This is a genomic window from Gallalistipes aquisgranensis, from assembly GCF_014982715.1.
Lineage (GTDB): Bacteria > Bacteroidota > Bacteroidia > Bacteroidales > Rikenellaceae > Gallalistipes > Gallalistipes aquisgranensis.
Genome location: NZ_JADCJY010000001.1, coordinates 1,597,387 through 1,623,581, shown reverse-complemented (window position 1 = coordinate 1,623,581; position 26,195 = coordinate 1,597,387). Strand labels below are relative to the sequence as shown.

22 protein-coding genes and 1 other RNA gene are annotated in these 26,195 nt (G+C 60.3%); 10 read left to right on the top strand and 13 right to left on the bottom strand.

Annotation, left to right across the window (positions count from 1 at the left end):
- Nucleotide 1: 1 nt before the first annotated feature.
- Complete coding sequence (locus tag INF32_RS06580) at nucleotides 2–3,058, top strand: efflux RND transporter permease subunit (RefSeq protein WP_226387563.1); 3,057 nt, start codon at nucleotides 2–4, stop codon at nucleotides 3,056–3,058.
- Entirely contained in the window at nucleotides 3,055–4,338 is a 1,284-nt protein-coding gene (locus tag INF32_RS06575; protein WP_226387562.1) for a TolC family protein, read from the top strand. Before INF32_RS06580 ends, INF32_RS06575 begins: the two co-directional genes overlap by 4 nt.
- 1 nt (nucleotide 4,339) lies before the next feature.
- On the opposite strand, the gene INF32_RS06570 is transcribed toward INF32_RS06575, so the two are convergent.
- Nucleotides 4,340–4,756 (bottom strand): OsmC family protein, encoded by a 417-nt coding sequence (locus INF32_RS06570; RefSeq protein ID WP_226387561.1) that lies wholly within the window; start codon nucleotides 4,754–4,756, stop codon nucleotides 4,340–4,342.
- Nucleotides 4,757–4,853: 97 nt separating this feature from the next.
- Between INF32_RS06570 and INF32_RS06565 the strand changes: the two genes are divergently transcribed.
- Together INF32_RS06565 and INF32_RS06560 are read left to right on the top strand one after the other, a co-directional pair.
- Nucleotides 4,854–7,838 (top strand): tetratricopeptide repeat protein, encoded by a 2,985-nt coding sequence (locus tag INF32_RS06565; RefSeq protein ID WP_226387560.1) that lies wholly within the window; start codon nucleotides 4,854–4,856, stop codon nucleotides 7,836–7,838.
- A gap of 67 nt (nucleotides 7,839–7,905) precedes the next feature.
- Nucleotides 7,906–9,594, top strand: a complete 1,689-nt coding sequence (locus INF32_RS06560; RefSeq protein ID WP_226387559.1) for an autotransporter outer membrane beta-barrel domain-containing protein — start codon at nucleotides 7,906–7,908, stop codon at nucleotides 9,592–9,594.
- Nucleotides 9,595–9,766: 172 nt separating this feature from the next.
- Here INF32_RS06560 and tatC read toward each other — a convergent pair whose 3' ends face one another.
- Both tatC and tatA read right to left on the bottom strand, forming a co-directional pair.
- On the bottom strand, nucleotides 9,767–10,828 hold the full coding sequence (gene tatC, locus INF32_RS06555; protein ID WP_226387558.1) for a twin-arginine translocase subunit TatC: 1,062 nt from the start codon (nucleotides 10,826–10,828) through the stop codon (nucleotides 9,767–9,769).
- Between the two features lie 60 nt (nucleotides 10,829–10,888).
- The gene (gene tatA / locus INF32_RS06550) at nucleotides 10,889–11,110 is read right to left on the bottom strand and encodes a twin-arginine translocase TatA/TatE family subunit (RefSeq protein ID WP_226387557.1); all 222 of its coding nucleotides are present in this window, start codon (nucleotides 11,108–11,110) and stop codon (nucleotides 10,889–10,891) included.
- A gap of 195 nt (nucleotides 11,111–11,305) precedes the next feature.
- Here tatA and INF32_RS06545 point away from each other — a divergent pair, with 195 nt between their 5' ends.
- A complete protein-coding gene (locus INF32_RS06545; protein WP_226387556.1) occupies nucleotides 11,306–11,803 on the top strand; it encodes an ECF transporter S component in 498 nt (165 codons plus the stop codon).
- Between the two features lie 69 nt (nucleotides 11,804–11,872).
- On the opposite strand, the gene mltG is transcribed toward INF32_RS06545, so the two are convergent.
- Nucleotides 11,873–12,922 (bottom strand): endolytic transglycosylase MltG, encoded by a 1,050-nt coding sequence (gene mltG / locus INF32_RS06540; RefSeq protein ID WP_226387555.1) that lies wholly within the window; start codon nucleotides 12,920–12,922, stop codon nucleotides 11,873–11,875.
- Nucleotides 12,923–12,975: 53 nt separating this feature from the next.
- Here mltG and ffs point away from each other — a divergent pair.
- From ffs to INF32_RS06515, 5 genes are all read left to right on the top strand, one after another.
- Nucleotides 12,976–13,073: signal recognition particle sRNA small type (gene ffs / locus INF32_RS06535), an RNA gene on the top strand.
- Nucleotides 13,074–13,142: 69 nt separating this feature from the next.
- Entirely contained in the window at nucleotides 13,143–13,748 is a 606-nt protein-coding gene (locus INF32_RS06530) for an L-threonylcarbamoyladenylate synthase (RefSeq protein WP_226387554.1), read from the top strand.
- Between the two features lie 9 nt (nucleotides 13,749–13,757).
- Nucleotides 13,758–14,297, top strand: coding sequence for a DUF4199 domain-containing protein (locus tag INF32_RS06525; RefSeq protein WP_226387553.1), 540 nt, complete (start codon nucleotides 13,758–13,760; stop codon nucleotides 14,295–14,297).
- On the top strand, nucleotides 14,287–15,264 hold the full coding sequence (locus INF32_RS06520) for a glycosyltransferase family 2 protein (RefSeq protein WP_226387552.1): 978 nt from the start codon (nucleotides 14,287–14,289) through the stop codon (nucleotides 15,262–15,264). The genes INF32_RS06525 and INF32_RS06520 overlap by 11 nt, the downstream gene beginning before the upstream one ends.
- Before the next feature lie 6 nt (nucleotides 15,265–15,270).
- Entirely contained in the window at nucleotides 15,271–15,759 is a 489-nt protein-coding gene (locus INF32_RS06515; protein ID WP_226387551.1) for a DUF4293 domain-containing protein, read from the top strand.
- A 208-nt stretch (nucleotides 15,760–15,967) separates the two neighbouring features.
- Here the strand turns inward: INF32_RS06515 and INF32_RS06510 are convergent, their stop codons facing one another.
- From INF32_RS06510 to ilvC, 9 genes are all read right to left on the bottom strand, one after another.
- Nucleotides 15,968–17,455 carry a WG repeat-containing protein gene (locus tag INF32_RS06510; protein ID WP_226387550.1) on the bottom strand — a complete coding sequence of 496 codons (1,488 nt, stop codon included), beginning with the start codon at nucleotides 17,453–17,455 and terminating at the stop codon, nucleotides 15,968–15,970.
- Between the two features lie 4 nt (nucleotides 17,456–17,459).
- Nucleotides 17,460–18,317, bottom strand: coding sequence for a vWA domain-containing protein (locus INF32_RS06505; RefSeq protein WP_226387549.1), 858 nt, complete (start codon nucleotides 18,315–18,317; stop codon nucleotides 17,460–17,462).
- Between the two features lie 40 nt (nucleotides 18,318–18,357).
- On the bottom strand, nucleotides 18,358–19,773 hold the full coding sequence (locus INF32_RS12110) for a WG repeat-containing protein (RefSeq protein WP_226387548.1): 1,416 nt from the start codon (nucleotides 19,771–19,773) through the stop codon (nucleotides 18,358–18,360).
- A gap of 8 nt (nucleotides 19,774–19,781) precedes the next feature.
- Nucleotides 19,782–20,858 carry a chorismate mutase gene (locus INF32_RS06495; RefSeq protein WP_226387547.1) on the bottom strand — a complete coding sequence of 359 codons (1,077 nt, stop codon included), beginning with the start codon at nucleotides 20,856–20,858 and terminating at the stop codon, nucleotides 19,782–19,784.
- Nucleotides 20,859–20,876: 18 nt separating this feature from the next.
- Complete coding sequence (locus INF32_RS06490) at nucleotides 20,877–21,719, bottom strand: prephenate dehydrogenase (protein WP_226387546.1); 843 nt, start codon at nucleotides 21,717–21,719, stop codon at nucleotides 20,877–20,879.
- A complete protein-coding gene (locus INF32_RS06485; RefSeq protein WP_226387545.1) occupies nucleotides 21,716–22,897 on the bottom strand; it encodes a pyridoxal phosphate-dependent aminotransferase in 1,182 nt (393 codons plus the stop codon). The genes INF32_RS06490 and INF32_RS06485 overlap by 4 nt, the downstream gene beginning before the upstream one ends.
- A gap of 26 nt (nucleotides 22,898–22,923) precedes the next feature.
- A complete protein-coding gene (locus INF32_RS06480; RefSeq protein WP_226387544.1) occupies nucleotides 22,924–23,742 on the bottom strand; it encodes a prephenate dehydratase in 819 nt (272 codons plus the stop codon).
- Between the two features lie 253 nt (nucleotides 23,743–23,995).
- On the bottom strand, nucleotides 23,996–24,931 hold the full coding sequence (locus tag INF32_RS06475) for a nucleotide-diphospho-sugar transferase (protein ID WP_226387543.1): 936 nt from the start codon (nucleotides 24,929–24,931) through the stop codon (nucleotides 23,996–23,998).
- Nucleotides 24,932–25,136: 205 nt separating this feature from the next.
- Nucleotides 25,137–26,186 (bottom strand): ketol-acid reductoisomerase, encoded by a 1,050-nt coding sequence (ilvC, locus tag INF32_RS06470; protein WP_226387542.1) that lies wholly within the window; start codon nucleotides 26,184–26,186, stop codon nucleotides 25,137–25,139.
- Nucleotides 26,187–26,195 lie beyond the last annotated feature (9 nt).

Sequence of the window (26,195 nt, the reverse complement as noted above, 5' to 3'; positions counted from 1 at the left end):
CATGCCGAACCTGCCTAAATATTCGCTCGACAACGCGAAGATCGTGTGGTTCTTTCTGGCCGTGCTGCTGGTCGGGGGCGTGGTGGCTTTCGGAGAACTCGGAAAGAAGGAGGATTCGCCCTTCGTCATCAAGAGTGCGGCCATCGTGACACGCTATCCCGGTGCCACGCCGCGCGAAGTGGAGGAGCTCGTCACCGAACCGATCGAGCGCGAGATACAGTCCATGCGCCGGGTCTACAAGATCACGTCCGATTCCTATTACGGCCTTTCGAAGATCATGATCGAACTGCTTCCCTCCACCCCGGCCGACGAGATGCCCCAGATGTGGGACGAACTGCGCCGCAAAGTGTTGGGCGTACAGCCGCTTCTCCCTTCCGGAGCTTCCGAAATCAGCGTTTCGGACGACTTCGGGGATGTTTACGGCATCTATTACGGCCTTTCGGCCGGAGAGGGATACGACTACGAAAATCTGCGTGAATGGGCCCAGCGGATCAAAACGGAACTGGTGACCGTCGACGGCGTGCAGAAAGTGACCCTGTTCGGCGAACAGAGCCCCGTGGTCAATGTCTTCGTCAGTCTTTCGGCCCTGAGTAACTTCGCCCTCAAACCGGACGACGTGATCCGGATTCTTCAGTCGCAGAACACGCTGGTTTCCAGCGGAGAGAAGTTGGCCGGACAGATGGAGATCAAGATGATCGAAAGCGGAACCTACAAGACGCTCGGCGATCTCGCCGACCAGTTGCTGACCACGCCTTCGGGCCGTCAGATCCGTCTGCGCGACATCGCCCGGGTCGAACGGGGATACGCCGAGCCTCCGTCGTCCCTGATGCGGATCGACGGCCGAAAGGGGATCGGTATCGGTATATCCACCGCTTCGGACAGGGACGTGGTGAAGACGGGCGGGGAGATCGAGGCCCGCCTTCGGGCTCTGCTCCCGCAGATTCCCGTGGGGATCGACCTGACGACGCTCTATCCCGAGAACCGGATCGCCCGCGAGGCGAACAACGTCTTCATTGCGAATCTGCTGGAGTCGGTGGCCATCGTGATCCTTATCATCATGGCCGTCATGGGATTCCGGGCCGGCCTGCTGATCGGGTCGTCGCTGATCTTCTCGATCGGGGGGACGCTGCTGGTCATGCAGTTCATCGGCGAGGGGCTCAACCGTACCTCGCTGGCGGGATTCATCATCGCCATGGGTATGCTCGTGGACAATGCCATCGTGGTGACGGACAATGCCCAGAAGGCGATGTTGCAGGGTGTTCCGCGGCGCGACGCCCTCATCGGCGGGGCGACCGGCCCGCAGTGGGGCCTGTTCGGGGCTACGTTCATCGCCGTCTGCTCCTTTTTGCCGCTCTATCTGGCACCCTCGTCCGTGGCCGAGATCGTCAGGCCGCTGTTCGTGGTGCTGGCCGTTTCGCTGGTGCTGAGCTGGGTGCTGGCCCTTTCGCAGACCCCCCTGTTCGGCAGCTATATCCTGAAGAACGGGAGCGCCGTCCGGAAAGACCCCTATGCCAACCGTTTCTACCGGGGATTCGACCGTCTGCTGGCCGGACTGATCCGCCGCCGGTGGCTGACACTCGGGTGCGTGGCGCTTCTTTTCGCCGCTTCGCTGGCGGTCATGGGGGCGATGCCGCAGAATTTCTTCCCCAACCTGGACAAGCCCTATTTCCGGGCCGACTGCTTTCTGCCCGACGGCTACAATATCCGTGACGTGGAACGCAACATGGCCCGGATCGAGTCGTGGCTCCGGCGCCAGCCGGCCGTGAAGCACGTTTCGGTCACGATGGGCAGTTCGCCTCCGCGCTACTATCTGGCCAGCAGTTCGTTCGGTCCCCGGCCCAATTTTGCCAACATCCTGGTCGAACTCCATTCGAAAGACTCCACGGCCGTGGTCGAGGAGCGGTTCGACCGTTACGTGCGGGAGTGCTATCCCGACATCCTGGTGCGTTCCTCGCTCTTCAAACTCTCGCCCGCCGTGGAAGCCGCCATCGAAATCGGTTTCGTCGGGGAGAATATCGACACGCTGGTCGCCCTCACGGGACAGGCCCGGCAGATCATGTCCGAACATCCGCTGACCACCTCCGTGCGAAACAGCTGGGGCAACAAGATTCCGGTCTGGACGCCGGTCTATTCGCAGGTCAAGGGGCTCCGTATGGGCATATCGCGCCAGGCGATGGCCCGGCAGCTCACCCTTGCCTCCACGGGATACCGGTTGGGGGAGTTCCGCGAGGGCGACCGTTTCATGCCGGTCCTGATGAAGGACGAGCGTCTGGGAAACTACGATCTGAGCAATCTGCGCACTCTTCCGCTCTACACGCCCGGAGGACGGGTCGTGCCGCTGGAGCAGGTGGTGGACCGTTTCGATTTCGGGTACGATTTCGGCGTGGTGAAGCGCTACAACCGCCGCCGGGTGATGATGGCCCAGTGCGATCCGGTGCGGGGAGCCAACACGAAAGAGGTGTTCGGCCAGCTGCTCGCTTCGATCCGGGAAAAGGTGGAGCTCCCCGAGGGATATTCGCTCAAGGTGTTCGGCGAGGAGGAGAGCCAGGAACAGTCGAACCGTGCGCTGGCCGCCAACATGCCCCTCACCTTCCTGCTGATTTTCACCGCGCTGCTGCTCCTTTTCGGCGGGTTCAAGAAACCGTTTGTCATCCTGCTGATGGTGCCCCTGATCTTTATCGGCGTGGTGGCGGGACTGCTCGTCACGGGCCGGATGTTCGACTTTTTCGCCCTGCTCGGAGTGCTCGGACTGGTCGGCATGAACATCAAGAACGCCATCGTGCTGGTCGACCGGATCGGTATCGAGAACCGCAGCGGAAAGAGACCTTACGAAGCACTCCTGTCGGCGACCCGGTCGCGCGTAGTCCCCGTGGCGATGGCTTCGGGCACCACGATCCTCGGCATGCTGCCCCTGCTCTTCGATTCGATGTTCGGAGGCATGGCGGCGACCATCATGGGGGGACTTTTCGTGGCCACGTTCCTCACGGTGTTGGTACTGCCCGTCACCTATTCCGTTTTCTTCGGCGTAAAACCCGACAAAACCGACTTCAGATCATGATACGAGCATTCGTTTTTCTGCTTGCGGCCGTTTCGGCGGCACTTCCGGTCCGGTCCCAGCCGTCCCTGCGGATCGAGGAGTACCGCGATGCCGTGGTGGCGTACAGCTACCGGCTCAAAATATCCGACCAGACCGTGCAGACCGCCTGGCAGGAGGCTCTGGGCCGGAAAAAGGCCTTTCTGCCCCGGCTGGATGCCTCGGGCGATTTCTCGGTCAATTTCAGGGACCGCTGGGCGACGGGCCCTTCCGGTCTCGAGTGGCTGCACCCCTACTCCTTTGCCTTGCAGCCGGAGGTGATCCAGACAGTCTACGGCGGAGGCGGCGTGCGCAATGCTTTCCGGCAGGCGCAGACCGCCTACGAAATGTCGGCTCTCGACCGCCGGTTCACGCTGCTGGACGTGGTCTACGCAGCCGACTATGCCTACTGGAACCTGGCCGCCGCGCAGGAGCTGCACAAGGCCACCCTGCAATATGTGGAGATTATCCGGGAGCTGAAAAGAGTGATTGCGATCCGTTTCGAGGACGGGTATATCGCCAGGACCGACCTGCTGATGATCGAATCGCGCCTGAGCGAGGCGGAATACCAGGCGGTCAATACCGAGAAGGGGTACCGGGTGGCTCTCCACAATTTCAATCTGCTGATGGGCGCGCCTGCCGACCGGGAGGTGAAACTGGCCAACGACATTCTGACCGGGGTGCTCGTTCCTCCGAGAGTGGAACCGGCCCGTATTTTGGACCGCAGGCCCGATTACCGGGCCGCCCTGCTCCGGGTCGGTTACGAGACCTACGGGATGAAACTGGCCGCGGCACCCTACAATCCCCGGCTTTCGCTCGGGGTCAGCGGCGTCTGGCGCAATACGTCGCCCAATTTCCGGGGTGCCACGGAACTCGACGGGCTGGCTTTCCTGAGGCTGAGCGTTCCGATCTTCGCCTGGGGCGAGCGGAGGCATGCCGTGGCGGCCCGGCGGGCCGCCGTCCGCTCGAGCGAATATGCCGCTCTGGAGACGAAGGACCGGATCGTGCAGGAGGTCCGCGACGCGTGGACGGGGATCGAGGAGAGTACGGTGCAGGTGTCCGCCTCGCTCCGCAGCCTCGACATAGCCCGGCAGAATCTCGACCTGAGTACGTTCAGTTACAACGAGGGGCAGTTGACGATTCTGGATGTCCTGTCGGCCCAGCTTTCGTGGATACAGCTCTATACCAATGCGGTGACGGCCAACTTCAACCAGAAGGTGTCGATCGCCCAGTACCGCCGTGCGGCGGGCGAACCTTTCCCTTAGTCTATGCCCCGGCCTCTTCCGGGACGAGAGCCTCCCGGTTGACGTACAGTTCGTAGGAGAGCGGTGCGATCATCTCCAGCATCAGCGACACGCCGCAGTAGCGGGAGAGTGCGAGCTCGACTGCCCGGGCGATCCGTCCGGCCTCCTCCCGCTCAGTGCATTCGATCCGGAAAACCTGGTGGAACGAGAGGAACACGGCGGTCTCCCGCCGTGCGTCGTCCGACAGGCGGCCCGACACTTCGAGCCGCAGACGGGTGATGTGGAGCCTCATCCGCCCCATCAGGGCGAGGGCCGTGGAGGCCGAACACTTTCCCAGTGCCAGAAGCATCAGGTGTCTGGCTCCCAGCGTACGGGCAGGGGGCGTCTCCTGCAGTTCGAATCCCGTTCCGCCCCTCCATTCGAGTGCGATCGTTTCCATATCCGGCGTATTTTGTGGCCGGAAAGGGATTGTGCAAGAATCATTCCCGAAAGTCCGATAAATTTTTATAAATTTGTCCGGGAAAAACAGTCCGATTATGCGAAAGATTCTCTTCGGGGCGCTGGCCGCCTCCCTGTTCCTCATAACGGGGTCCGTATCCGCACAGACGGAGGGGCCCGAAGCCCATTACCGCAGGGGAGTGGAGCTCTACCGGGCCCGCAAGTTCGGTGCCGCGCAGGCCGAGTTCGCCCGGGCCCTGCCCCTGACGGGGAAAGCCGACGCGCGTCTGGCCATGAAGCTGCGCTATTACGATGCCATGTGTGCCGCCGAACTGGAGCAGGAGACCGCTCCTGCGTTGCTGGCCGCCTTCCTGCAGGAGTATCCCAACTCGATCTACAACAACGACGTGCGCTTCGCTTCGGCTTCGCTCAGCTATGCGAAGGGGGAGTGGAGTGCGGCGCGGGACGCGTTGCTGGCCGTCAATCCCTTCGAATTGCCCAGGGAGGAGCAGGACGAATACCAGTTCAAACTGGGGCACACGCTGTTCATGCAGGAGGAGTACGACAAGGCTTATCCCTGTTTCCGGCAGGTGGATGCCGCCGGTGAGTACGGCCGCCATGCCCTTTACCATCTTTCGTACATCGACTATATCAAGGAGAATTACAATGCCGCCAGGGAGGGGTTTCAGAAGTTGCAGTCGGATGAAGCCTATGCGAAGGTGATCCCTTATTACCTCCTGCAGATCGCTTTTCTGCAGAACGATTACGACTATGTCACGGTTCACGGCGACGCCCTGATGCAGGGGACGACCGATGCCCGGGCGAAAGAGGCGGCCCGCCTGCTGGCCGAAGCGTGGTTCCACAAGGGGGACTATGCCCGGACGATCTCCTATCTCGACCGTTACCGGGAGTTGGGCGGGGAGATGAAGCGGCAGGAGCTCTATCTGAAAGGGTTTTCCGACTATATGGAGGGGTATTTCGCCGAGGCGGCGAAGGAGCTGGCTCCCGTCTGTGCGGCCGACGACCGGTTGGCGCAGAACGCCAGCTACCATCTGGCCGACTGTTATCTGAGGTTGGGCGACAAGCCTCGTGCCATGCACTCGTTTCTGGTGGCCTCGTCCGGGGAGTGGGACGAGGCGATCCGGGAGGATGCGCTGTTCAATTACGGCAAACTGCAGTATGAGTTGGGCGGCGGCGTCTTCAACGAGGCGATCAACGTGCTGACCCGCTATCTGAAGGAATATCCCGATTCGCCCCGCCGCGACCAGGTGCAGGAGTATCTGATCGCTGCCTATTACAATTCCCGCAATTACGAGGCCGCCTGGGAGGCGATCAGCCGTATTCCCGACCCGGACAACAACATCCGGACGGCCTATCAGAAGATCGCCTATTTCCGGGGACTGGAGTTCTTCAATGCCGGCGACCTGGACAATGCCGACCGCCTGCTCGACCTTTCGACGGAGAACCGTTTCAATCCGAAATACACGGCGCTCACCTCGTTCTGGAAGGCCGAAATCCTGTGCCGGAAGGGCGAATGGGAGAAGGCCATTCCGCTCTACCGCAGTTATATCCGCCTGTCGCCAGCATCCGAGCCGGAGAATGTGCTGGCGCATTACAATCTGGGGTATTGCTATTTCAACCTGGAGCGCTGGGACGAGGCCCGCGAATGGTTCGACAAGTTCCTCGGACGCTACAAGACCGGCGACCGTTACCGGGCCGACACCTACAACCGCGAGGGAGACATCCTGTATGCCGAGCGTTCCTACTGGAAAGCGATCGAAGCCTACGACCGGGCGATCCGGCTGGCGACCGACGAGCGTTTCTATGCCCAGTTCCAGCGGGCCGTCGCGCTCGGGCTGGTGAACCGTCCCCAGCGGAAGATCGAAACCCTGCAGGAGATCATCTCGGCGGGCGAGGGCGACTATGTGGACGATGCCATGTACGAACTGGCCCGTACCTACATCGCCGGGGAGCGGTTTGCGGACGGAGCCGCCCAGCTCAAGCGCTACATCGCCAAATATCCTGCCGGGACCCATTATACGGCCGCCCTCTCCGACCTGGGGCTCGTTTACCAGAATCTGGGGGATAACGCGCAGGCGCTGAAATACTACAAGACGGTGGTGGAGAAAGCCCCCTCGTCGCCGCAGGCCAAGGACGCCCTGCTGGCCATCCGGGGTATCTACGTGGATCAGAACGACGTGGATGCCTATTTCGACTTTGCGAAAAAAACGGGCATCGAGACCGATCTGACAGCCCGCCGCCGCGATTCGCTGGCCTATGTGAGCGCCGAGCGCATCTATCTCACGGGCGATGCCGCCCGTTCTTCGGAAGCACTGAACGCTTATCTGAAAAACTATCCGCGCGGGACCTACCGGCCCAATGCCCTCTACTACCTGAGCGAGAGTCTGCTCCGGGAGAACAACCGTGCCGGGGCGATCGGTACGCTCGAAGAGCTGTCTTCGCTCTATTTCAACGATTTTACGGTGCGCGGTCTCGAAAAGCTGGCTACGCTGAGTTTCGAGGAGAAGGAGTATCCCACCTCGGCGGACGCTTATCTGAAACTGAGCCGTGCGGCTACGAATCCGACCACGGTGGCCGGAGCGCTGGGCGGCTATCTGAACGCTGTGGAGGCGCAGGGTGATGCGGCGGAGACGCTGGCCGCTGCCGACCGGGTGCTCGAATCGCCCTATGCCGACGCGGATGTGACGCGCCGGGCCCGTTACCTCAAGGCGTCCGTGTTGGAGAAGGAGGGGAAGAGGAGCGAAGCCCTGGAACTTTACGGAATGCTCGCCGGAGAGAGCCGTACGGCCGAAGGGGCCGAGGCGACCTACCGGGTGATCGAGTCGCTCTATGATGCGGGCGATACGGCAGAGGCCGAGAAGCGGATTTTCGCCTTTTCCGAACAGAACTCCCCCCACACCTACTGGGTGGCCAGGGCTTTCCTGCTTTTGGGGGACATCTATGCCAAGGCCGGCGATGCCTTCCAGGCACGGGCCACGTACCAGAGCATCGTGGAGGGGTATTCTCCTGCCGACGACGGTATCGTGGAGGCTGCCCGCGAGCGGATCAAGGCACTGAAATAGAATGCGTGTGCCGCGGGAAGAGCGGCCGGATGAAAAAACAGAACTGAAAAAAAGAAAGCAAGACGATATGAACCGGATAGTAGGGGTGATCGCGGCCGGAGTCTGTCTCCACCTGTGCGGCGGAGCGGGATCGGCCATGGCCCAGGAGGGCGAACTGAACAAACAGGTGGAGGTCAACAAGGAGTATGTGCCCGACGTGGGGAAGGCCGTGAAACTCGGTATCGTGCCCCGCATGACCGACACCGTGTCGCTGCGTCCGGAGATCGGCTACTCGATCCGTCCGTCGGTGTGGCATACCGGTTTCGGCGTTCCGGCCATCAATCCGGTGAGGCTCAGTACCGCCGCCTACCGTCCGTCGGCTCCGTTCTTTCTGAAGGCCGGGGTGGGTTATCCCTTGCAGAGCCTGCTGGACTTCTACGGCCATTGGGACAGCCGCCAGGGAGGAGGCGGAGTCTATGTCAATCACTACGGACAATATGCCGACATCGAGGGCGATGCGGGCCGCAAGGAGCCTGCCACGGGTACTTCGAACCGTGTGGGGGCGTACGGAATGCACGCCTGGGGGCGTACGGCGGTCCGGGGCGAAGTGGGTTACGACTACCGGCTGGTTTCCCGCTACGGGATCATGCCGCAGCTGGCTGCGGACGCTCCGGCAGAGGGGGTGAATACCCGTTTCCCGGATGTCACCCGCCAGCACTATTCGACGCCCCGTGCGCGGGTCGAGTTGGGAAACGATTTCAAGGACCTTTCGCGGCTCAATTTCCGCATCGGACTGGAGGGGTATTACATGACCGACCGGTACGACTATGAAGAGACGGGGCTGCAGGCCGTGGCGGAATTGGGCCGTAAGTTCGGTGTCCACACGTTCATGCTGAAAGGCGGGTTCGACGGCTACTGGGGGAACGACAAGCTCGACTATACGGACCGGATCGCTTCGGCAGGCATCCGTTACGGGATCGACCTGGAGCGTTTCAAGTTCATGCTGGGCGTCGATTACGTCTATGACGGCGGGACGCAGGACAACTGGTTCTTTCCCGATTTCCGCATCACGTTCGACGTGACGAGCGGCTATTTCGTGCCTTTCGTGGAGGTGGACGGCCGTTTGCAGAACAACGGTTACCGCAGCACCTCGTTGCAGAATCCTTTCGCAGCGGCCGGTCTCGTGATGCCCAATACGGCCGAGTACAACGGCCGGGCCGGTATCACGGGAAGTTTTTCCTCATCGTTCTCCTACAAGGCCTATGCGGGGGTGACATTCTTCCGCAAACTCAACTTTTTCGCCTATCTGCCCGATGCAACGTTCGGTTATCTGACCGACAACGCCACCCGTTTTACGGTCGGGGCCGAACTGGACGGACGCGTTTCGGGCAGTTTTTCGCTCGAGGCTGCCGCCCATTATTACGGTTATACGCTGAAAAACCTGGACAAGGCCGGCGACCGTCCCGATTTCGATGTTTCGCTGAATCTGCGCTACGATTACCGCGACAAGTTCACGATCCGGGCCGGAGCCGAACTGTCCGGCCGCCGCTACTGTTACGAAATGCCTTATTTGAAGGAGGACGCGACCGTCTGGGACTACGAAACGGTCAGACTTTCGCCCGTGGTGGATGTCAATCTGGAAGCGCAGCTCAAGGTCAGCCGTATGGTGCGGGTCTTTCTGGCGGGACACAATCTGGCATGCAGCAAGCTCTATCTGTTCGACCATTACCGTTCCATGGGAATCAATGTGATGGCCGGAGCCGTGCTCTCGTTCTGATTCTGTTTTCGGAAGATGGGAAAGCCTGTCCCGGAGATTTCGGGAGAGAAAAGGAACGAGTTGCGGATGATGCTTCCCTTTCCGTCGTACGTTCTGTCTCCGTTGTGAAATTCCCCTGCCGCACTGTCTGCGGCAGGGGAATTTTTCTGTTTCGGAAAATCATCGGGAACGGCTACCGGTAGATGGTGTCCGGGTCTTCCTCTTCGTCGTCTTCTTCGAACGAAATGTACCGGTAATCGTCTTCGGGGATTTTGGGCTCGGCCGGAGCGACCGGGGCCTGCGGTGCGTTTTCTGTTTCCGGTTGCGCTTCCGCACCTTCCGGATGCGTCTCTTCTGCGGGTGAAGGCTCCCCGTTTCCCCGGGTTACGGCCGCTGCCGCCGGAGCGGAACTTTCGGGGGTATCCGGATCGTTGTCGGGCGTGTCGTCCGTCCCTCCGCTCTCCTGTTCCTCTTCCCGGGCCATTTTGCGCTCCACCCGTGCGGCCAAATGAATGCTGAGTTCATAGAGTGCGTAGAGGGGAATGACCACCAGTACCAGACTGAACAGGTCGGGCGGCGTGATGACGGCCGAAACGACGGTGAGCAGCACGATCGCGTGGCGGCGGTAGCGTTTGAGGAAAGCGGTCGTGATGAGCCCCATTTTCGTCAGGAAATAGACCAGCAGCGGCAGCTGGAAGACGATCGCGCAGGCCAGCGAAACGTGCAGTACGGTGGAGAGGTAGCTCTTCACGTCGATCATGTTCGTGATTTCGGTGCTCGCCTGGTAGGTCGAGAAGAAGTTGATCGAAAGGGGAGTGATGATGTAGTAGCCGAACAGCAGTCCCGTGAAGAAACAGAGCGAGACGTAAAGTACGAACATGCGGCTTTTGTGGCGCTCCCGCGGCGTGAGGGCCGGCAGTACGAAACGCCATATCTCCCACAGAAGATAGGGAACCGCCACCACGATGGCCGCGACGAACGCTACCTGCATGTGCAGGTTGAACTGTCCCGAGAGCGCCGTGTTCACCATGTTGAACTTGATCTGGTTGATGCACAGCGTGTCGTCTCCCATCAGCAGGTGGGACATGTGGCACAGGAACCTGTTCGTGGGGAAATCCGGCGACTGGGGTCCCATCAGCACCAGGTCGATGATGAACTTCTTGGCCAGGAAGGCGACCACCATCATGACCAGCAATGCCATGACCCCCCGCACCAGATGGGGACGCAGGGCGTCGATATGTTCGAAAAAAGTCATCTCATCGGATGACTTTTTCATTTTCTCGGACATGGGCCGTCTGAATTTTCGGTTTCCGTACTATTGTGCGGCGCCGTCCTTGTCCGAAGTCGTCTTTTTCTGGTTCTCGTCCTCGGCGGTGTAATCCTTGTTGAGGGCGTCCTTGAACTCTTTCATGCCCCGGCCCATTCCGCGCATCAGTTCGGGAATCTTGCGTCCGCCGAAGAGAAGGACTACCAGAAGGACGATCACGACGATCTGCCAGGGACCTATAACGCCTAACGGCAACATGGCTGCTAACATGGTGTTTTCAGTTTTAAGGGTAATTGAATACGGTTGAACGATATGTTGTATCGTGCAAATATACGATAAAAAAAGAGATTCGGCTACCATTAAAACTGATTTACGCCTTATTTTAGTGTGCCGTTTGATTTTTTGACGCAAAAACTTATCTTTGTCTTCAATAATCAACGGGTTTTACATAGAATGTAAGTGATTATGAATGCGAATGTTAAGACGCTGACTCTGGGTCAGCCTGCCGTTTATCTGTGGAGTGCCCTGTTCGTGGCCGCCAACGTTCTTTTTCCCCAGTTGTGCCATCTCGTTCCGTGGGGCGGGAAAGCCCTGCTGCCCATCATGCTGTTCACGCTGGTGGCTGCGGTACGTTTCGGCGTGGGATGTGCCCTGCTGACGGCGGTAGCCTCGCCTCTGGTCAGCACGTTGCTGTTCGGCATGCCGTCCGGCATGATGCTGGGGGCCGTGTTGGCCAAATCGGCGGTTATCGCGCTGGTTTTCGGTCTCTGGAAAGAGACGCACAGGGCTTTTACCCTGCCTGCGATCGTCCTGCTGGTGCTGTTTTGCCAGGCGTTCTGTTTCCTCACCGAAGGAGGATTGATGTTCGGTTGGGAGACGTCGTGGGCCGACCTGCTCATCAGCTGGCCGGGTATGTTGTTGCAGGTGCTGGCCGGATGGCTCGTGGTCCGGTATTGGAAATGAACCGGCACGTGTGCCCCGATTCTTATGAAATGAAAGAGCTCCGGATGCGTCCGGGGCTCTTTCGTTCGTTTACCGGTAGATTTTCGCCTCGTTGAGCGCCCGTGCGTAGGCTTGTGCGTTCCGGTTGTGGCCGGCCAGCGTGGCGGAAAATACGTGATAGCCCGAAAAGTCGGGTTTCGCACAGAAATAGAGGTATTTGTGGTGTCTGTAATTCAGTACGGCATCCACGGCGCGGATCGAGGGCATGCAGATCGGGCCGGGAGGCAGTCCCGTGTGTTTGTAGGTGTTGTAAGGGGAGTCCACCGTGAGGTGGCGGTTCAGAATCCGGCGCAGGGTGAAATCTCCGACCGCGAATTTCACCGTGGGGTCGGCCTGGAGGGGCATCCCGATCCGGAGACGGTTCATGTAGACTCCCGCCACCGTGGGCATCTCGTCGCTCATCTTGGTCTCTTCGTACACGATCGAGGCGAGCGTGACGGCTTCCGTGCGGCTCAGGCCCACCGAGTCGAGCAGCGCTCTCCTTTCCCGGTCCCAGAAACGGTCGTACTCTTTTTTCATGCGTGCGAGGAATCCGGCGGGCGACGTATTCCAGTAGAATTCGTAGGTGTTCGGTACGAACATTCCCAGGAATTCCGCAGGTGCGAATCCGTAGGCCGCAGCTGCGGAGTCGGAGGTGAAAAGTGCCGCCAGGGAGGCCGAGTCGGGTTCCAGCTGCCGGGCGACGGCGCCTGCCAGCTGGGGCAGGGTCCGGATGTTGTTGAACGTGACCCGCACCGGCGTCTGATGCCCCTGCCTGAGCATGGCGATGACCTCTCCGTAACTCATGCCCTCCTTCAGCCGGTAACGGCCCGGATGCACTCCCTTATGGAGCCCGGCCAGCAGAGCGTGGTTGCGGAATTTGGGCATTTGCCGGATTTTCTCGCCGCTGCGTCCCAGCGAGTCGAGCAGGGTGGCATAGTCCGCTCCCGTGGGGAGGTAGAGATCGGTGTCGTGCACGACGGCGCTCCCCCGCTGGCTCAGGTAGAAGGCGGCCGTGGAGGCGGCCACCGCCGCGAGGCACACCGCGACCGAGATGCGGAAGATGCGCGTGGCCAGTTTCATTTCGTCTTTCGTCTTCAAAATATAATTCGTCGTAGATTTGCAAAGATATGAATTTTGTTTAACTTTGTGCCGGGTAAGTCTTACACGACCAGCTCCTGCTGAATCCCCCAGGGCCGGAAGGCAGCAAGGGTAGGCGGTCGTAGCGGTGCGATGTAAGTAGCTTACCCATTTTTTATTGCCCTTTTTCCGGAATTGCGGAATTTTTGTAACTTTATCCCCGTCATTTAAGTTTTCGCCCATGATCGTCAAGATATATCCCGAAAATCCCAACGAGAAGCAGGTGGCCCGGGTGGCCGAAGTGCTCGCGCGGGGCGGGGTGGTCATCTACCCTACGGACAGCGTCTATGCCTTCGGGTGTTCGATCCGCAGTCCCCGGGCGCTGGAGCGTATCAAGCAGATCAGGGGCAAAAAGGAGACCGAACTGGCCATGGTGTGCGACGATCTGAGCCACATCGCCGATTACGCCCGGGTGGACAACGCCGCGTTCAAGCTACTCAAGCGCAATTTGCCGGCGCCTTTTACGTTCGTTCTGAAAGCCTCGTCGAAAGTGCCCGACAAGGTGCTGGAGCGGCGGAAGAATATCGGGGTGCGCATTCCGGCCAATCCGATCGCAAGGGCCCTCGTGGCGGAGCTGGGATGCCCGATGCTGACCGCTTCGGTCAAGGACGACGACCGGGTGGTGGAATACACGACCGATCCGGAGCTGATCCACGAGCGTTACGGTGCGCTGGTCGATCTGGTGGTCGACGGAGGGTACGGCGACAACCGGCCCACGACGTTGGTGGACCTGACCGGGGACGAGCCCGAAATCCTGCGGGAGGGGAAGGGCGAACTGAAATGGTAAAACGAAACGATGGAGAATTATACGAAATCACATTGGAGGGATGCGGCGGCCGGAGGGGCCTCGCTCGGGGTGGCGATCGCGCTGTTTTCGGTGGCCGCCGGCCTGCTCGGGCTCTATGAACGGGCTCCGTGGGCGATCAGTACGTTCAATTTTGCGGCGATTGCCGTTTCGGTCTATGTCTTCGGCCAGCGGCGGGCGGTCCGTTACGGGGAGCGGGGGTTCAGCTACGGGCAGAGCCTTGCCTTCATCGCCTCGATGATGCTTTTCGCCGGATTTATCGCCGGGGTGGGCAATTTCGTCACCTACCGCTGGGTGATCGCCGACTATTATGCGAACTATATCGACGAATATCTGGGTGCGGTGACCGCCGGTATGGGAACGGCCCTGCCGAAAGGCGGGGAGGAGATGATCCGGACGGTGATGAACAGTCCGCTGGTCATCATTTTCAGCACGTTGTTCAATATCGTGGTGTACGGGGTCTTTATCGGTCTCGTGGCCTCGGTTTTCATCAAACGCCCGGAGGGTACCCTGACGAGAAATGGAGAATAGTACGATTGACATATCGGTGGTCGTTCCCCTCTACAACGAGGAGGAGTCCCTGCCCGAACTGCTGGCGTGGATCGAGCGGGTGATGGACGGGAACCGTTTCGTCTATGAGGTGATCTTCGTGGACGACGGCAGCCGCGACGGTTCGTGGGACGTGGTGTCCGATCTGGCCCGCCGCAATCCCTCGGTGCGGGCGATCCGCTTCCTGCGCAATTACGGGAAATCGGCTGCCCTGTACAGCGGTTTCGAGGCTGCCCGCGGACGTGTGGTCATCACGATGGACGCCGATCTGCAGGATTCGCCGGACGAGATCCCGGAGCTTTACCGCATGGTGGCCGAAGAGGGATACGATCTGGTTTCCGGCTGGAAGAAAAAACGCTACGATCCGCTGGGCAAGACTATTCCCAGCAAATTCTTCAATGCTACCGCCCGCTTTGCGACCGGTATCCGGCTCCATGATTTCAACTGCGGTCTGAAAGCCTACCGCAACAAGGTGGTCAAGAGCATCGAGGTCTACGGCGAGATGCACCGTTTTATTCCCGTGCTGGCCAAACAGGCCGGTTTCAGCCGCATCGGCGAGAAGGTGGTACACCACCGGGCCCGCAAGTACGGTGTGTCGAAATTCGGCTGGGAGCGCATGATAAAAGGGTATCTCGACCTGATTACCGTGATGTTCATGTCCCGGTTCGGCAAGAGCCCGATGTACCTGTTCGGAGGCATGGGAACGCTGATGTTTCTGGTGGGCGGAGCCACGACCGTGTGGCTGATCGCGGAAAAACTCTGGAAACAGGCCCACGGTCTGGCCGTGCGCGGGGTGACCGACCAGCCGCTCTTCTACATCGCCATCGTCGCGGTCATTCTGGGCGTACAGCTCTTTCTGGCCGGATTTTTGGGCGAACTGATCGGCCGCGGCTCCTCCGACCGCAACCGTTACCTGATCGACGAGCGAATCGAAAACAAAAAAGAATAGACGCTTATGATACAACGTATTCAGACCATTTACCTGTTCGTGCTGACGGCGCTGATAGCGGCCATGCTCTTTACCCCGCTGGCCCGCTTCCTGGGAGGGACCGAAGAGTTCCGCCTCATGGCTTTCGGGGTGAAAAGCCTCGGGGAGCCTGCCGGGCCCGGGGCCGTTTCGCCCTATGTGGCTTCGACCGTCTATATGGGGGTGCTGCTCGTGCTGGCCGCCGTCCTGCCCCTTGTCAATATCTTCCTTTACAAACGGCGCTGGCTCCAGATGCGTCTGTGCGTGGTGGAGATCGTGCTGCTGGTCGGTGTACAGATATTCGTATGCTACTATATTTTCCGGGCATGGCGCAGCGTGGCCGGTTTCGAAATCCATTCCGTGAGCTATACGCTGGTCGATGTCTTCCCGCTGATCGGAATCGTTCTTGCCTATATGGCCATGAGGGGAATTATCCACGACGAGACGCTGGTCAAATCGCTCGACCGGATTCGGTAGCGGCGGAGCCGTGAAGTGAACGGGGAGGGACCGGAACTGAATTCCGGTCCCTCCCCGTTTTGCCGGGCCGGTTGCGGATAAGCGGTCGCCAAGATATGCGGGACCGTTTTGCGGCCGTTCCGGACAGGCCGGAACGAATAAAAGCCCGGATGAACTCCGGGCCTCTGATCGGTGGTGGGATGCCGTTCGTCTGCCGGATTTTCCCGGGTCAGATGCGGTGTCCTTCCGTGTCTATGCTGAACTGCTCTCCGTTCAGCTCCACGAGCGCCTTCCCCTTTTCGAAACTGAAGGCGTCTTCGTAGATGAACGGGATACCTTCGCTGCCGTCCTTGCGGATATAGCCGTACTGTTCGCCGATCCGGGCCACGATCAGCCCGTCGCCCGAACCGCCCATCCAGTCGTATTTCATCGGGACGAGCGGTTGTCCGCTACGGTCGAACAGACCCCATTTCCCGTCGATCATCACTTTGGCCGTGCCCGTGAAGGGGTCCCATTCCAGATCTTCGCAGATGAAGGGGATGACCGGCGTGCCCTCCCGGTCGATCAGAGCGTAATTGTCCCCGACTACGACCACGGCCCGGCCTTCGTAAAAGTCGTATGCGAAATCGTATTCCCGGTCGATGGCCCGTTTGCCGTTGCGGTCCGTATAGAAATATTTGCCCCGGTGCTCCACCCTCACCAGCGTGTCGTATACGCCGCTTTTCCAGTCATAGGCCGGGAAGCCCTCTCCTACACCCTCCTGTTTCGGCGCGATCGGGCGGAAAGCGAGATCACGCTGCGGAGCTTTACCCTTGTCGAGCGGAGAGAGCAATATCTCCCGCAGTTGCTCGTCCTGCACGGGACCGTGGTCGATCAGCCTTTTGAGCAGCGAATTCAGACGTTCCCGTCCTTTCAGTTTCCCGTTGTTGTTCCGAATGGTGCAGGTCAGTTCGAACAGGGCTTCGTGTCCCATGCTTTCGGCTCTCCGGCACAGTTCGGGCAGGATTTTGCGCAGGTCGTGCAAACGATGCAGGATGGTATGTCGGAGCTGACCGTAAAGACGCGGATTGCAGGAGGCGAGATAGAGTACGATGGCCAGATTCGCCAGGGCCAGGTTGTCGATGGCATAGGGATCTGTCGTATGTTCCTTCCTGTCGTCGCTGACGGCCTGTGCGGATTCGAAATTGATGAGCCGCAGGGTCTCTCCTCTCAGTACCTGTACGTTGACGAGCCGGATGTTGTTGTGTACGATTCCGTGGCCGTGCATCCAGCAGGAGAGGTCGTACAGGGCGCGGAGCAGTTTGCCGGGAGTTTCCGCATCGTTCTTCATGCTGCATTCGAGCAGCACCTTGTCCAGCCTGATGCCTTCGTCCGCCTCCTGCAGTACGACGTCGTGGTAGGCGGCGTGTCCCATGTCGTCGAACACCAGCATCTCCCGGTCGAGGTAGCGGGTCGGCGCCAGGTAGGGACATTGCTGTATTACCGGATTGGAAACCAGCGCCCGCACCCGGTTGAGCAATGACTGCGATTCTTGCAGGAAACAGATGAGCCGGTACCTGCGGTTCTGCCATTCCGTTTCGAATTTGACGGTATATTCCGCCGAGGAGAAAAGAGGTTCGCCGTTTTCGCCGCACCGGGCGAAAATTCCGTCCAGTGTTCTGAAACATCCCCTGGGGTTGAGGATGCTCTCCAGATAGTTGGTCAGGTTCGTCGGCATGGGATTACTGGATTAGGTTTACGCTGAGCGATCCGATGTTCATCATGGCGATCAGGTCGGTGATCGAGGTGTTGTAACTCATGCCGCGGAACGGTGGATCGGTCGGGTTGTCGCGTATCTGGAAAATGGTTTCGTTGTAGGCGGCGGGCATCGTGCTGGACATGTCGTAGAGCAGCCGTGCATACCGGTCCTGCGGCAACTCCTCCGGGGAGGCGGGGAAGATGACCGGGGAAGTGCCCTCGTGGGAGGAGATATGGATGTTGAGCAGCAGGACGTTGCCGTCGTCCGTACGCAGGGCCCTGATCTTCTCGGCGATCTCCTGCAGCTGTTCCGGATCGCCGTCGGAAGCCTCTCCGTCCGTGATGTTGAAGATGGTGAGCGGATAGGAATGGCGGTTGTGGGCCCGGCGGCACCAGCGTCCGGCCAGATCGTAGGCGGAGAGCAGGGCCGCGTACATCGGAGTGCTGCCGCCGGCCTGGGGACTGATCCAGTATTTCTGTTCCAGCGTGGTGATGACGCTCTCTCCTCCGGGCAGTATTCTTTCCCGGGTGATTTTCCGTTTGGGGCAGTCCATCTGCACCAGTTGCGACGGGCGGACGAACTGTCCCTTCTCGCCGAGCAGGGAGGTGGCCCTGTCGCCGCAGTAGCCGATCACGGCGATGTCGAAATAGTCCCTTACGCCGTCTTCCCGGCAGGAACGCAGAATGAGCTCGCTGATGAGCCGGTTGGTTACCAGTGCCACGGAGTCGGCTTTGGTCATTCGTGTGGCATTGAACAGGACCCGCTCCTCCATCGAACCGGACTGGTCGATCAGTATGATAAATGCCGTGGGATTAAGCCGGGTTATCCTCGCAGAATACATAAAGACAGACAGTTTTTTTACACCTTAAAGATAACGCTTTTTATGCAATAACGTATAGCGTACGGCCTGATTTGTCTATTTGGTATGTTTTTGTCTCTTTCTGTACCCGGGCCGTCCCGTTCCGGAAACTGACGGCATATTCGAACCGGGGCGTGATGATCCAGCGGCCGTCGCGGTCGATGTATCCGTACAGGCCGCCCTGTTTCACTACGGCCGCCCCTTCCCGCATGGCGCCTGCGATCTCGAATCCGGGGGCGATCACCTCCTCGCCCCGGATGTCTATGTAACCCCATGCGCCGTTCCGTCTGACGGCGGCGCGGCCTTCATGGAACGACTGGACACGTTCGTACCGGCCGCAGTCGATCTCCACACGGCCCGAGACGTCGATGAAACTCCAGCGGCCCTCCAGCCGGACGGATGCCAATCCTTCGCTGAACTCCGCCGCATCTTCGTAGATCGGCTCGATCACGGTCCTGCCGTCGGGACCGGCATAACCCCATTTCCCGTTCCGTTCGAACAGGCACGTTTCCTCGGGCGCGATACGGGGCCTGCAGGCAGTCTGTGCCAGATCGTGCAGCAGGAGCGCCACGCGGTCGATGACCGGAACGGGTGAGGTCAGTGTCCGGGCCATGTTCACCAGGGCATGGCGGCCGGCCCGCAGGGCCGTTTCCACGATTTCGTCGTAGGCGGCGCTTCTGCCCGCGACCGTCTCGGCCGGCGAGAGCAGGATATTGTCCGAGTCGTTGAACCGCAGGTAGAGCCCCGGATCGAGCGCCAGCGCGTGAAGACTGGTCGAGATCAGCACGATGGAATAATCGTCGATATGTTTGTCGTACATCGAGGTGTCGCGCAGGGGATGCTGGTAGTTGAGCGTTCCCACTTCCTGTGTTTGCTCGCCGGCCAGCGGCGGGATGAACATGGCGTCGTAATCGACGAGAACCTGCGTCCCGTCTTCACGGACGACGATATTTTCCGGTTTCAGATCGCCGTGGGCCCATTCCTGTGCGAGGAGACCGAGGGCCAGCCTGTCGAATCCCCCGGCCAGTGCCTGCAGCCGGTCGCGGTCCTCCCGCAGGGCGGCCGAGCGGATCATCCGGTCGAGGCTCTCGCCCTCCACCCATTCGGCGACCGTTACGTCGTAATAGCGGCCCCGTTCGCAGTGGTCGTAGACGAACAGTTCGTCGCACAACCGGCGCGCACCTCCGGCCAGAAGCGGCGACGGGTGCGACCGGATGTAGTCGTAGATCTCTTTCGTGAAGCGCCCCTGCTTGATGTAGCATTTGAGGGCCAGCGGGCCGTCCGCTCCTTCGAGCCGGAATACGGCCGCGTTGTTGCCTGCGCGGATACGGACTTCGCCGAACATGTCGCGTTCCGCCTCGTATCCCCTCAGCGTGCGGAACAGTCCGAAGGGCTGGGCGACGCTTTCGACGTATTGACCGATGGTGGGGAGCCTCACGGAAACGTTTATTTGTATTTGTTCATCACGTCATTCTGACGGTTGATGCTCTCGATGTGGATCGCTTCCAGCACCGTTTTCAGGAACTCTTCGCTCAGTCCCAGCTTGGGTGCCTGTGCCGTCACCTTTTCCACGATGCTCGACCAGCGGCCTCCCTGCAGGATGGCCACATTGTTCTCCTTTTTCACTTCGCCGATCTTTTCGGCCACCTTCATCCGCCTGCTCAGCAGGTCGAACACCTCCGAGTCGATCTGGTCGATCTGGTCGCGCAGTCCGGAGAGCGCCTTCACGAATTCGGGATTGTCGGTGCTGTCGGCCCGCCAGTTGATGCTGCGGATCATGGTCTCGAAATCGGACGGGGTGAGTTGCTGCGAGGCGTCGCTCCAGGCCTTGTCCGGGCAGATATGGCTCTCCACGATCAGTCCGTCGAACCGCAGGTCGGCCGCCTTCTGCGACACTTCCAGCAGGCGGGGGCGGCTGCCGCAGATGTGCGACGGATCGCAGATCATCATCATTTCCGGAAACCGGCTGCGCATCTCGATGGCCAGATGCCACATGGGGGCGTTGCGGTACTCGCTGTGTCCGAAATAGGAGAAGCCCCGGTGGATCAGTCCGATACGTTCCAGGGGAATTCCCACGTTGGTCAGACGGGCCACGGCGCCTGCCCACAGGTCGAGGTCGGGATTCATCGGGTTCTTGACCAGCACCGTCACCTGCGAGCCGCGCAGGGCGTCGGCCACCTCCTGCACGCTGAAGGGGTTGCCCGTGGTCCGGGCCCCGATCCAGACCATGTCTGCGCCGAATTCGAGCGCGCTCTCCACGTGTTTGGCATTGGCCACCTCCACGCCGAACGGCAGTCCGGTCAGCTCCTTGGCCCTGGCCATCCACGACAGGCCCACCAGACCGATGCCCTCGAACGTGCCGGGCCGTGTGCGGGGTTTCCAGATGCCGGCCCGCAGGACGTCCACCAGTCCGGTGGCGGCCAGCCGGGTGCAGGTGTCGAGGGTTTGCTGTTCCGTCTCCGCGCTGCACGGGCCGGAGATGATAAGGGGGCGTTTCCTATCGAGTGAAAAGTTTGTTTCCATGGTTTCAAAGGTATGGGATTATTTGAGAATTCGTTTGATCGTATTGGCTTTTTCCATGGCGGCCGTCAGTCCCTTCACGTCGTCGCGTTCGAGCATCCGCCGGAAGATCTGCAGCTGGTGGATGTGCTCGCGCAGCACGTCGAGCACGTTGTACTTGTTCTGCAGGAAGATGGGCGCCCACGTGCGGGCCGAACTTTTGGCCAGACGCACCGTGCTCTCGAAGCCGCCTCCCGCCAGGTCGAAGATGTGCTCCTCCTCGCGCTCCTTTTCCAGCACGGTGAGCGCCAGAGCGAACGAGGTGATGTGCGAAATGTGGGAGATGTAGGCCGAATGCAGGTCCTGGTCCTCGGCCGCCATGTAGGTGATCGGCATACCGATCGTCCGGTAGATGCCTTCGACCCGTTCCAGGGCGTCCGGATCGCTCTGCTCCCGGTTGCAGATCACCACGGTACGTCCCGTAAAGGCACCTTTCACGGCCGCTTCTGGACCGCTGTATTCGGTGCCCCACATGGGGTGGGTGGCTACGAAACGCCCCCGGTTGGGGTGCCGTTCGATCACCTCGCATAGTTCCGCCTTGATCGAACCCATGTCCATGATCACCTGCCGTTCGTTCGCCTTGTTGAGCAGTTTCACGGCCAGCAGCGGAATGGTATCCACCGGCGTGGCCAGCACGATCAGGTCGGCTCCCGCAGCCGCTTCGTCCAGCGTGACGATCCGGTCCACCAGCCCCATTTCCAGCGCCTTGTCCCGGTTGGCTTCCGATTTGTCCACGCCCCATATTTCGTCGCTCAGGCCGTGTTCCTTCAGGCTCAGGGCGAAAGAGCCCCCGATCAGCCCGATACCGATGATCGCCGTCTTCATCGCAGGCCCTCCCTGATTTTTCCGATGGCCGCCCGCAGGGTCTCTTCCGAGGCGCAGAGGCTGATGCGGATGTAACGGTCGCCTTCGCTGCCGAAGATGCCGCCCGGCGTGACGAACACCCCGCAGTCGTAGAGTATCCGGTCCGAAAAGGCGTAGCAGTCGCCGTCGAACCCTTCGGGCAGCGCCGCCCAGACGAACAGTCCCGCCTGCCCCCTGCGGTAGGTGCAGCCCAGCACATCGAGCAGTTCGTAGCCCAGCGCCTCGCGGGAGTAGTAGAGGTCGTTCAGCGAACGGTACCACTCGTCGCCCAGCGAGAGGGCCGTGGCCGCCGCCGCCTGCATCGGGTAGAACATGCCCGAATCCATGTTGCTTTTGAATCGGATCACCTCATTGAGCCGTTCGGCGCTGCCGCCGATCATGCCGATGCGCCAGCCGGCCATGTTGTGGCTTTTGCTCAGCGAATTGAGCTCCAGCGCCACCTCTTTGGCGCCGGGTACCGAGAGCAGGCTCAGCGGACGGTCGTTCCGCACGAAACTGTACGGATTGTCGTGCACCAGCAGGATGCCGTGCCGCCGGGCGAACTCCACCAGCCGGGCGAAAAGCTCGGGCGTGGCATGTGCTCCGGTCGGCATCTGGGGATAGTTGACGATCATCATTTTCACGCCTTCCAGTCCCGCGGCCTCGATCTGTCCGAAGTCGGGCAGCCAGTCGTTCTCCGCCGTCAGCCGGTAGTCCACGCACACGCCTCCGGCGATGGTGGCCGCCGAGCGGTAGGTGGGGTATCCGGGATTGGGAATCAACACCCGGTCGCCCGGGTTGAGATAGGTCATGCAGATGTGCATGACGCCCTCTTTCGATCCGATGAGCGGAAGAATTTCCGTTTCGGGGTCGAGCGCCACGCCGTAACGTTCCGCATACCACTTCGAGAAGGCCCGCCGCAGGACGGCCGCCCCCTTGTAGGGCTGGTAGGCGTGGGTGTCGGACCGGGCTGCCTCGGCCGCCAGGCGTTCCACCACCGAGGGGTGGGGCGGCTGGTCGGGACTTCCGATGCCCAGGCTGATGACGGGCGTTCCCTCCGCCCGCATCCGGTCTATCTCGCGCAGCTTCTTCGAGAAGTAGTATTCGCCCACTCCCGAGAGCCGTTCCGCCACTTCGATCTGTAAACCTTTTTCGTTCATGTCGTTATCGTGTTTTTGGATTTTCGTCAGATGTTCTCTCCCTTTTTGTAGACGCCGTAGACATAGACCTCTTCCGCCGCCCGGCGCATCTTTTCCAGCGTGTAGTTGAAGTCGCCCAGCGAGTCGAACTCCATGTCGGTGTGGAACAGGTAGTGCCACGGTTCGCTGGGGATGGGATAGGACTGGAGCTTGCTCATGTTGATGCCCGAATCCTCCATCTGGCGCAGCACCCGCAGCAGCGAGCCCCGCCGGTGGTCGGTCTTGATGTAGAGGGAGGCTTTGTCGGCCCCCTCGGGCACCAGGTGGTCCGTCTGTTTGAGGATCATGAAACGGGTGTAGTTGTTCTTGATCGTGTGGATGTCGGGGGCGATCACCTTCAGTCCGAAGAGTTCGGCGGCCAGCGTACTGGCGATTCCCGCCACGTTCTTCAATCCCTTTTCGGCGATGATCCGGGCGCTTAGGGCCGTGTCTTCCGTTTCGACCAGTTTCCAGCCCCGGGGATCGAGGTAGTCCACGCATTGGAGCAGGGCCATCGGGTGGGAGTGCACCTCGCGGATATCCTCCATCTCCGTTCCGGGAAGCACCAGCAGGTTCTGCCGGATGAGCAGGTAGGCCTCACCCGCCACCTGCAGGCGGCTGTTCTGGAGGATGCTGTAATTGGCGATGATGCTTCCCGCAATGGAGTTCTCGATGGCCATGACGCCGTAGTCCACCTCTCCCCGCTCTACCTTGTGGGCTACTTCCCGGAACGTGGCGCACGGAACGGTTTCGACTTCGTTCCCGAAGTAATGGCGTGCGACGATCTGGTGGAAGCATCCCTCGTAACCCTGAATGGCGACTCTCATAGTTCGGTCCTTTTAAGCGAAAATCCCGGTCTCGTGCGAGATCGGGATTTTCATATTCTACGTCTTTATTTCATGCTACGCCTGCATACGCAAAACCCCGTCTACCTTGTCCGTAAAGTAGAAGTAATAAAAGAATGCGTAAAACGGCGAAAATTTCTTCATGGTCTTTTTGTCGTTGGTCGACTTTGCAAATATAGAACAAAAATGTTAAAAAAGTTTCGTTTCCGCTGATTTTTTCGCAAACGCGATGGAATTATTGCGTCCGGCCTTCCCTTTTCCGTGCCCGGGCGAGGGCGTAGAACGCCTTTCGTTTGAGGTGGTGCAGCAGGGAGATGCGGCGCCGGAGGTAATCGTGCATGTACCGGCGGTCGGCTTCCTTGTCCTGTTCCACGCGGTCGGGGTGTACCAGGGGGAGGATGGGGCCCGTCAGTCGCTGCGACAGCCGGAGGTCTTCCTGCGTGGTGTGGGTGGCATCCGGGGTGAAACCGATGTTGCGGATCAACGGCACGGCCGGAATGATGCAGAGCGCCCCTGCGGACATGAGGGAGATCGAAAACTGGTAGTCCCACGTGTCGATCTTTCCGAGTTTCATCTTCATGAAGATATTTTCCCAGTGGCGGCGTTCCGTCGGCGTGAGGAACAGGTTGCGGAGGACAGCCCGGAATTCCGGCAGCGTCTTGCCGGCGAGGCTGAAATCGTACAGTTCCCAGCTCCTGCGCCATGCGGCCCATCCCCATACGTGGCTGTATGCCGAAAAATAGTAGGACGTCCGGCGGTCCGGGGTTCCGAAATCGAAATTGTTGCCCGAGATGAAAGCGACCCTCCGGTCGTCGCGGTAACGGGCGAGCAGCTCCTCGCAGTAGGGAAAGAAGTCGGGGTGGGGCAGGCAGTCGTCCTCCAGGACGATTCCTTCCGGCTCCTGGGAGAAGAACCATCCGATCGCCCCGCTGACGGCCCGTCCGCAACCGAGATTCTCGTCCCGGAAAAGGGTGTGCACTTCGCACTCCCAGTCGACGCCGTTTACGATTTCCCGCGTCCTGCGGCAGAGTTCCGCTTCGCCCGGCCTTTCTTTGCGCGGGCCGTCGGCCGCCACGTAGAGCCGGGGAGGGCGTGCCCGGCGGATGGCCTCGAACACCTGCGAGGCGGTGTCCGGCCGGTTGAATATGAGGAAAAGTACGGCTGTCTGCATGTCCTGTTGCTTTTTGGCTACGGGCAAAGATAGGTAAAATCCGGCAAAGTCCTCCTGTTTCGGACCGGAGGGCGGAAAACGAGGACCGATGCCGGGCTTTTAAAGGATTCACCCCTGCCGCAAAACAAAGTGCGGCAGGGGTGAATCCGGATTTCGGGACCGACCGGTCCCGGAGAGATATGATTCGTTATCAGTGGAAGCGTCTCTATTTGTTGCGTTCCGGACGCAGGGCACGTACGGCTTCGCCGGCCTGCCACATTTCGCTCTCGCGCATCTCGCGCAGTTCGGCATCCAGTTTTTCGCGGTAGTCGGGCTTGCTGTTCGAGTCGATCGAGCGCTGGGCCTCGTTGCCGGCGGCCACTTCGGCGTAGAGTTTCTTGAAGACGGGCAGCGTCGCGTCGCGGAAAGGTTTCCACCAGTCGAGGGCGCCGCGCTGCGCCGTTGTCGAGCAGTTGGCGTACATCCAGTCCATGCCGTTCTCCCCGATCAGCGGCATCAGGCTCTGGGTGAGCTCTTCCACCGTCTCGTTGAAGGCTTCCGAAGGCGTGTGTCCGTTTTCGCGGAGCACCTGGTACTGGGCGGCGAAAATACCCTGGATGGCACCCATCAGCGTACCCCGTTCGCCGGTCAGGTCGGAATAGACTTCCCGTTTGAAATCGGTTTCGAACAGGTAGCCCGATCCCACACCGATCCCCAGCGCGATCACGCGGTCGCGGGCACGGCCCGTGGCGTCCTGGAAGACGGCGTAGCTGGAGTTCAGTCCGCGGCCTTCGAGGAAGAGGCGGCGCAGCGAAGTGCCCGATCCTTTCGGCGCGATCATGATGACGTCCACGTCGGCCGGGGGCACGATGCCGGTCCGTTCCTTATAAGTGATGGCGAATCCGTGCGAGAAGTAGAGCGCCTTGCCCGCCGTGAGGTGCTTTTTGACCGTGGGCCACATGGCGATCTGCGCGGCGTCCGACAGCAGGTACTGGATGACGGTGGCGCGCCGGCAGGCCTCTTCGATCTCGAAGAGCGTCTCTCCGGGAACCCAGCCGTCGGCTACGGCCTTGTCCCACGTCTTGGAATTCCTGCGCTGGCCGACGATGACGTTGAAACCGTTGTCCTTCAGGTTCAGCGACTGTCCGGGACCCTGCACGCCGTATCCGATCACGGCGATGGTCTCGTCCTTCAACACTTCCCGGGCCTTTGCCAGGGGAAACTCTTCACGGGTTACGACGTTCTCTTCGACTCCCCCGAAATTCATTTTTGCCATACTCTTTTC

Bases quoted from the DNA above. Each gene is read 5' to 3' on its own strand.
- INF32_RS06580 (WP_226387563.1), top strand. From the start codon at position 2: ATGCCGAACCTGCCTAAATATTCGCTCGACAACGCGAAGATCGTGTGG.
- INF32_RS06575 (WP_226387562.1), top strand. From the start codon at position 3,055: ATGATACGAGCATTCGTTTTTCTGCTTGCGGCCGTTTCGGCGGCACTT.
- INF32_RS06570 (WP_226387561.1), bottom strand. From the start codon at position 4,756: ATGGAAACGATCGCACTCGAATGGAGGGGCGGAACGGGATTCGAACTG.
- INF32_RS06565 (WP_226387560.1), top strand. From the start codon at position 4,854: ATGCGAAAGATTCTCTTCGGGGCGCTGGCCGCCTCCCTGTTCCTCATA.
- INF32_RS06560 (WP_226387559.1), top strand. From the start codon at position 7,906: ATGAACCGGATAGTAGGGGTGATCGCGGCCGGAGTCTGTCTCCACCTG.
- tatC (WP_226387558.1), bottom strand. From the start codon at position 10,828: ATGACTTTTTTCGAACATATCGACGCCCTGCGTCCCCATCTGGTGCGG.
- tatA (WP_226387557.1), bottom strand. From the start codon at position 11,110: ATGTTAGCAGCCATGTTGCCGTTAGGCGTTATAGGTCCCTGGCAGATC.
- INF32_RS06545 (WP_226387556.1), top strand. From the start codon at position 11,306: ATGAATGCGAATGTTAAGACGCTGACTCTGGGTCAGCCTGCCGTTTAT.
- INF32_RS06530 (WP_226387554.1), top strand. From the start codon at position 13,143: ATGATCGTCAAGATATATCCCGAAAATCCCAACGAGAAGCAGGTGGCC.
- INF32_RS06525 (WP_226387553.1), top strand. From the start codon at position 13,758: ATGGAGAATTATACGAAATCACATTGGAGGGATGCGGCGGCCGGAGGG.
- INF32_RS06520 (WP_226387552.1), top strand. From the start codon at position 14,287: ATGGAGAATAGTACGATTGACATATCGGTGGTCGTTCCCCTCTACAAC.
- INF32_RS06515 (WP_226387551.1), top strand. From the start codon at position 15,271: ATGATACAACGTATTCAGACCATTTACCTGTTCGTGCTGACGGCGCTG.
- INF32_RS06510 (WP_226387550.1), bottom strand. From the start codon at position 17,455: ATGCCGACGAACCTGACCAACTATCTGGAGAGCATCCTCAACCCCAGG.
- INF32_RS06505 (WP_226387549.1), bottom strand. From the start codon at position 18,317: ATGTATTCTGCGAGGATAACCCGGCTTAATCCCACGGCATTTATCATA.
- INF32_RS06495 (WP_226387547.1), bottom strand. From the start codon at position 20,858: ATGGAAACAAACTTTTCACTCGATAGGAAACGCCCCCTTATCATCTCC.
- INF32_RS06490 (WP_226387546.1), bottom strand. From the start codon at position 21,719: ATGAAGACGGCGATCATCGGTATCGGGCTGATCGGGGGCTCTTTCGCC.
- INF32_RS06485 (WP_226387545.1), bottom strand. From the start codon at position 22,897: ATGAACGAAAAAGGTTTACAGATCGAAGTGGCGGAACGGCTCTCGGGA.
- INF32_RS06480 (WP_226387544.1), bottom strand. From the start codon at position 23,742: ATGAGAGTCGCCATTCAGGGTTACGAGGGATGCTTCCACCAGATCGTC.
- INF32_RS06475 (WP_226387543.1), bottom strand. From the start codon at position 24,931: ATGCAGACAGCCGTACTTTTCCTCATATTCAACCGGCCGGACACCGCC.
- ilvC (WP_226387542.1), bottom strand. From the start codon at position 26,186: ATGGCAAAAATGAATTTCGGGGGAGTCGAAGAGAACGTCGTAACCCGT.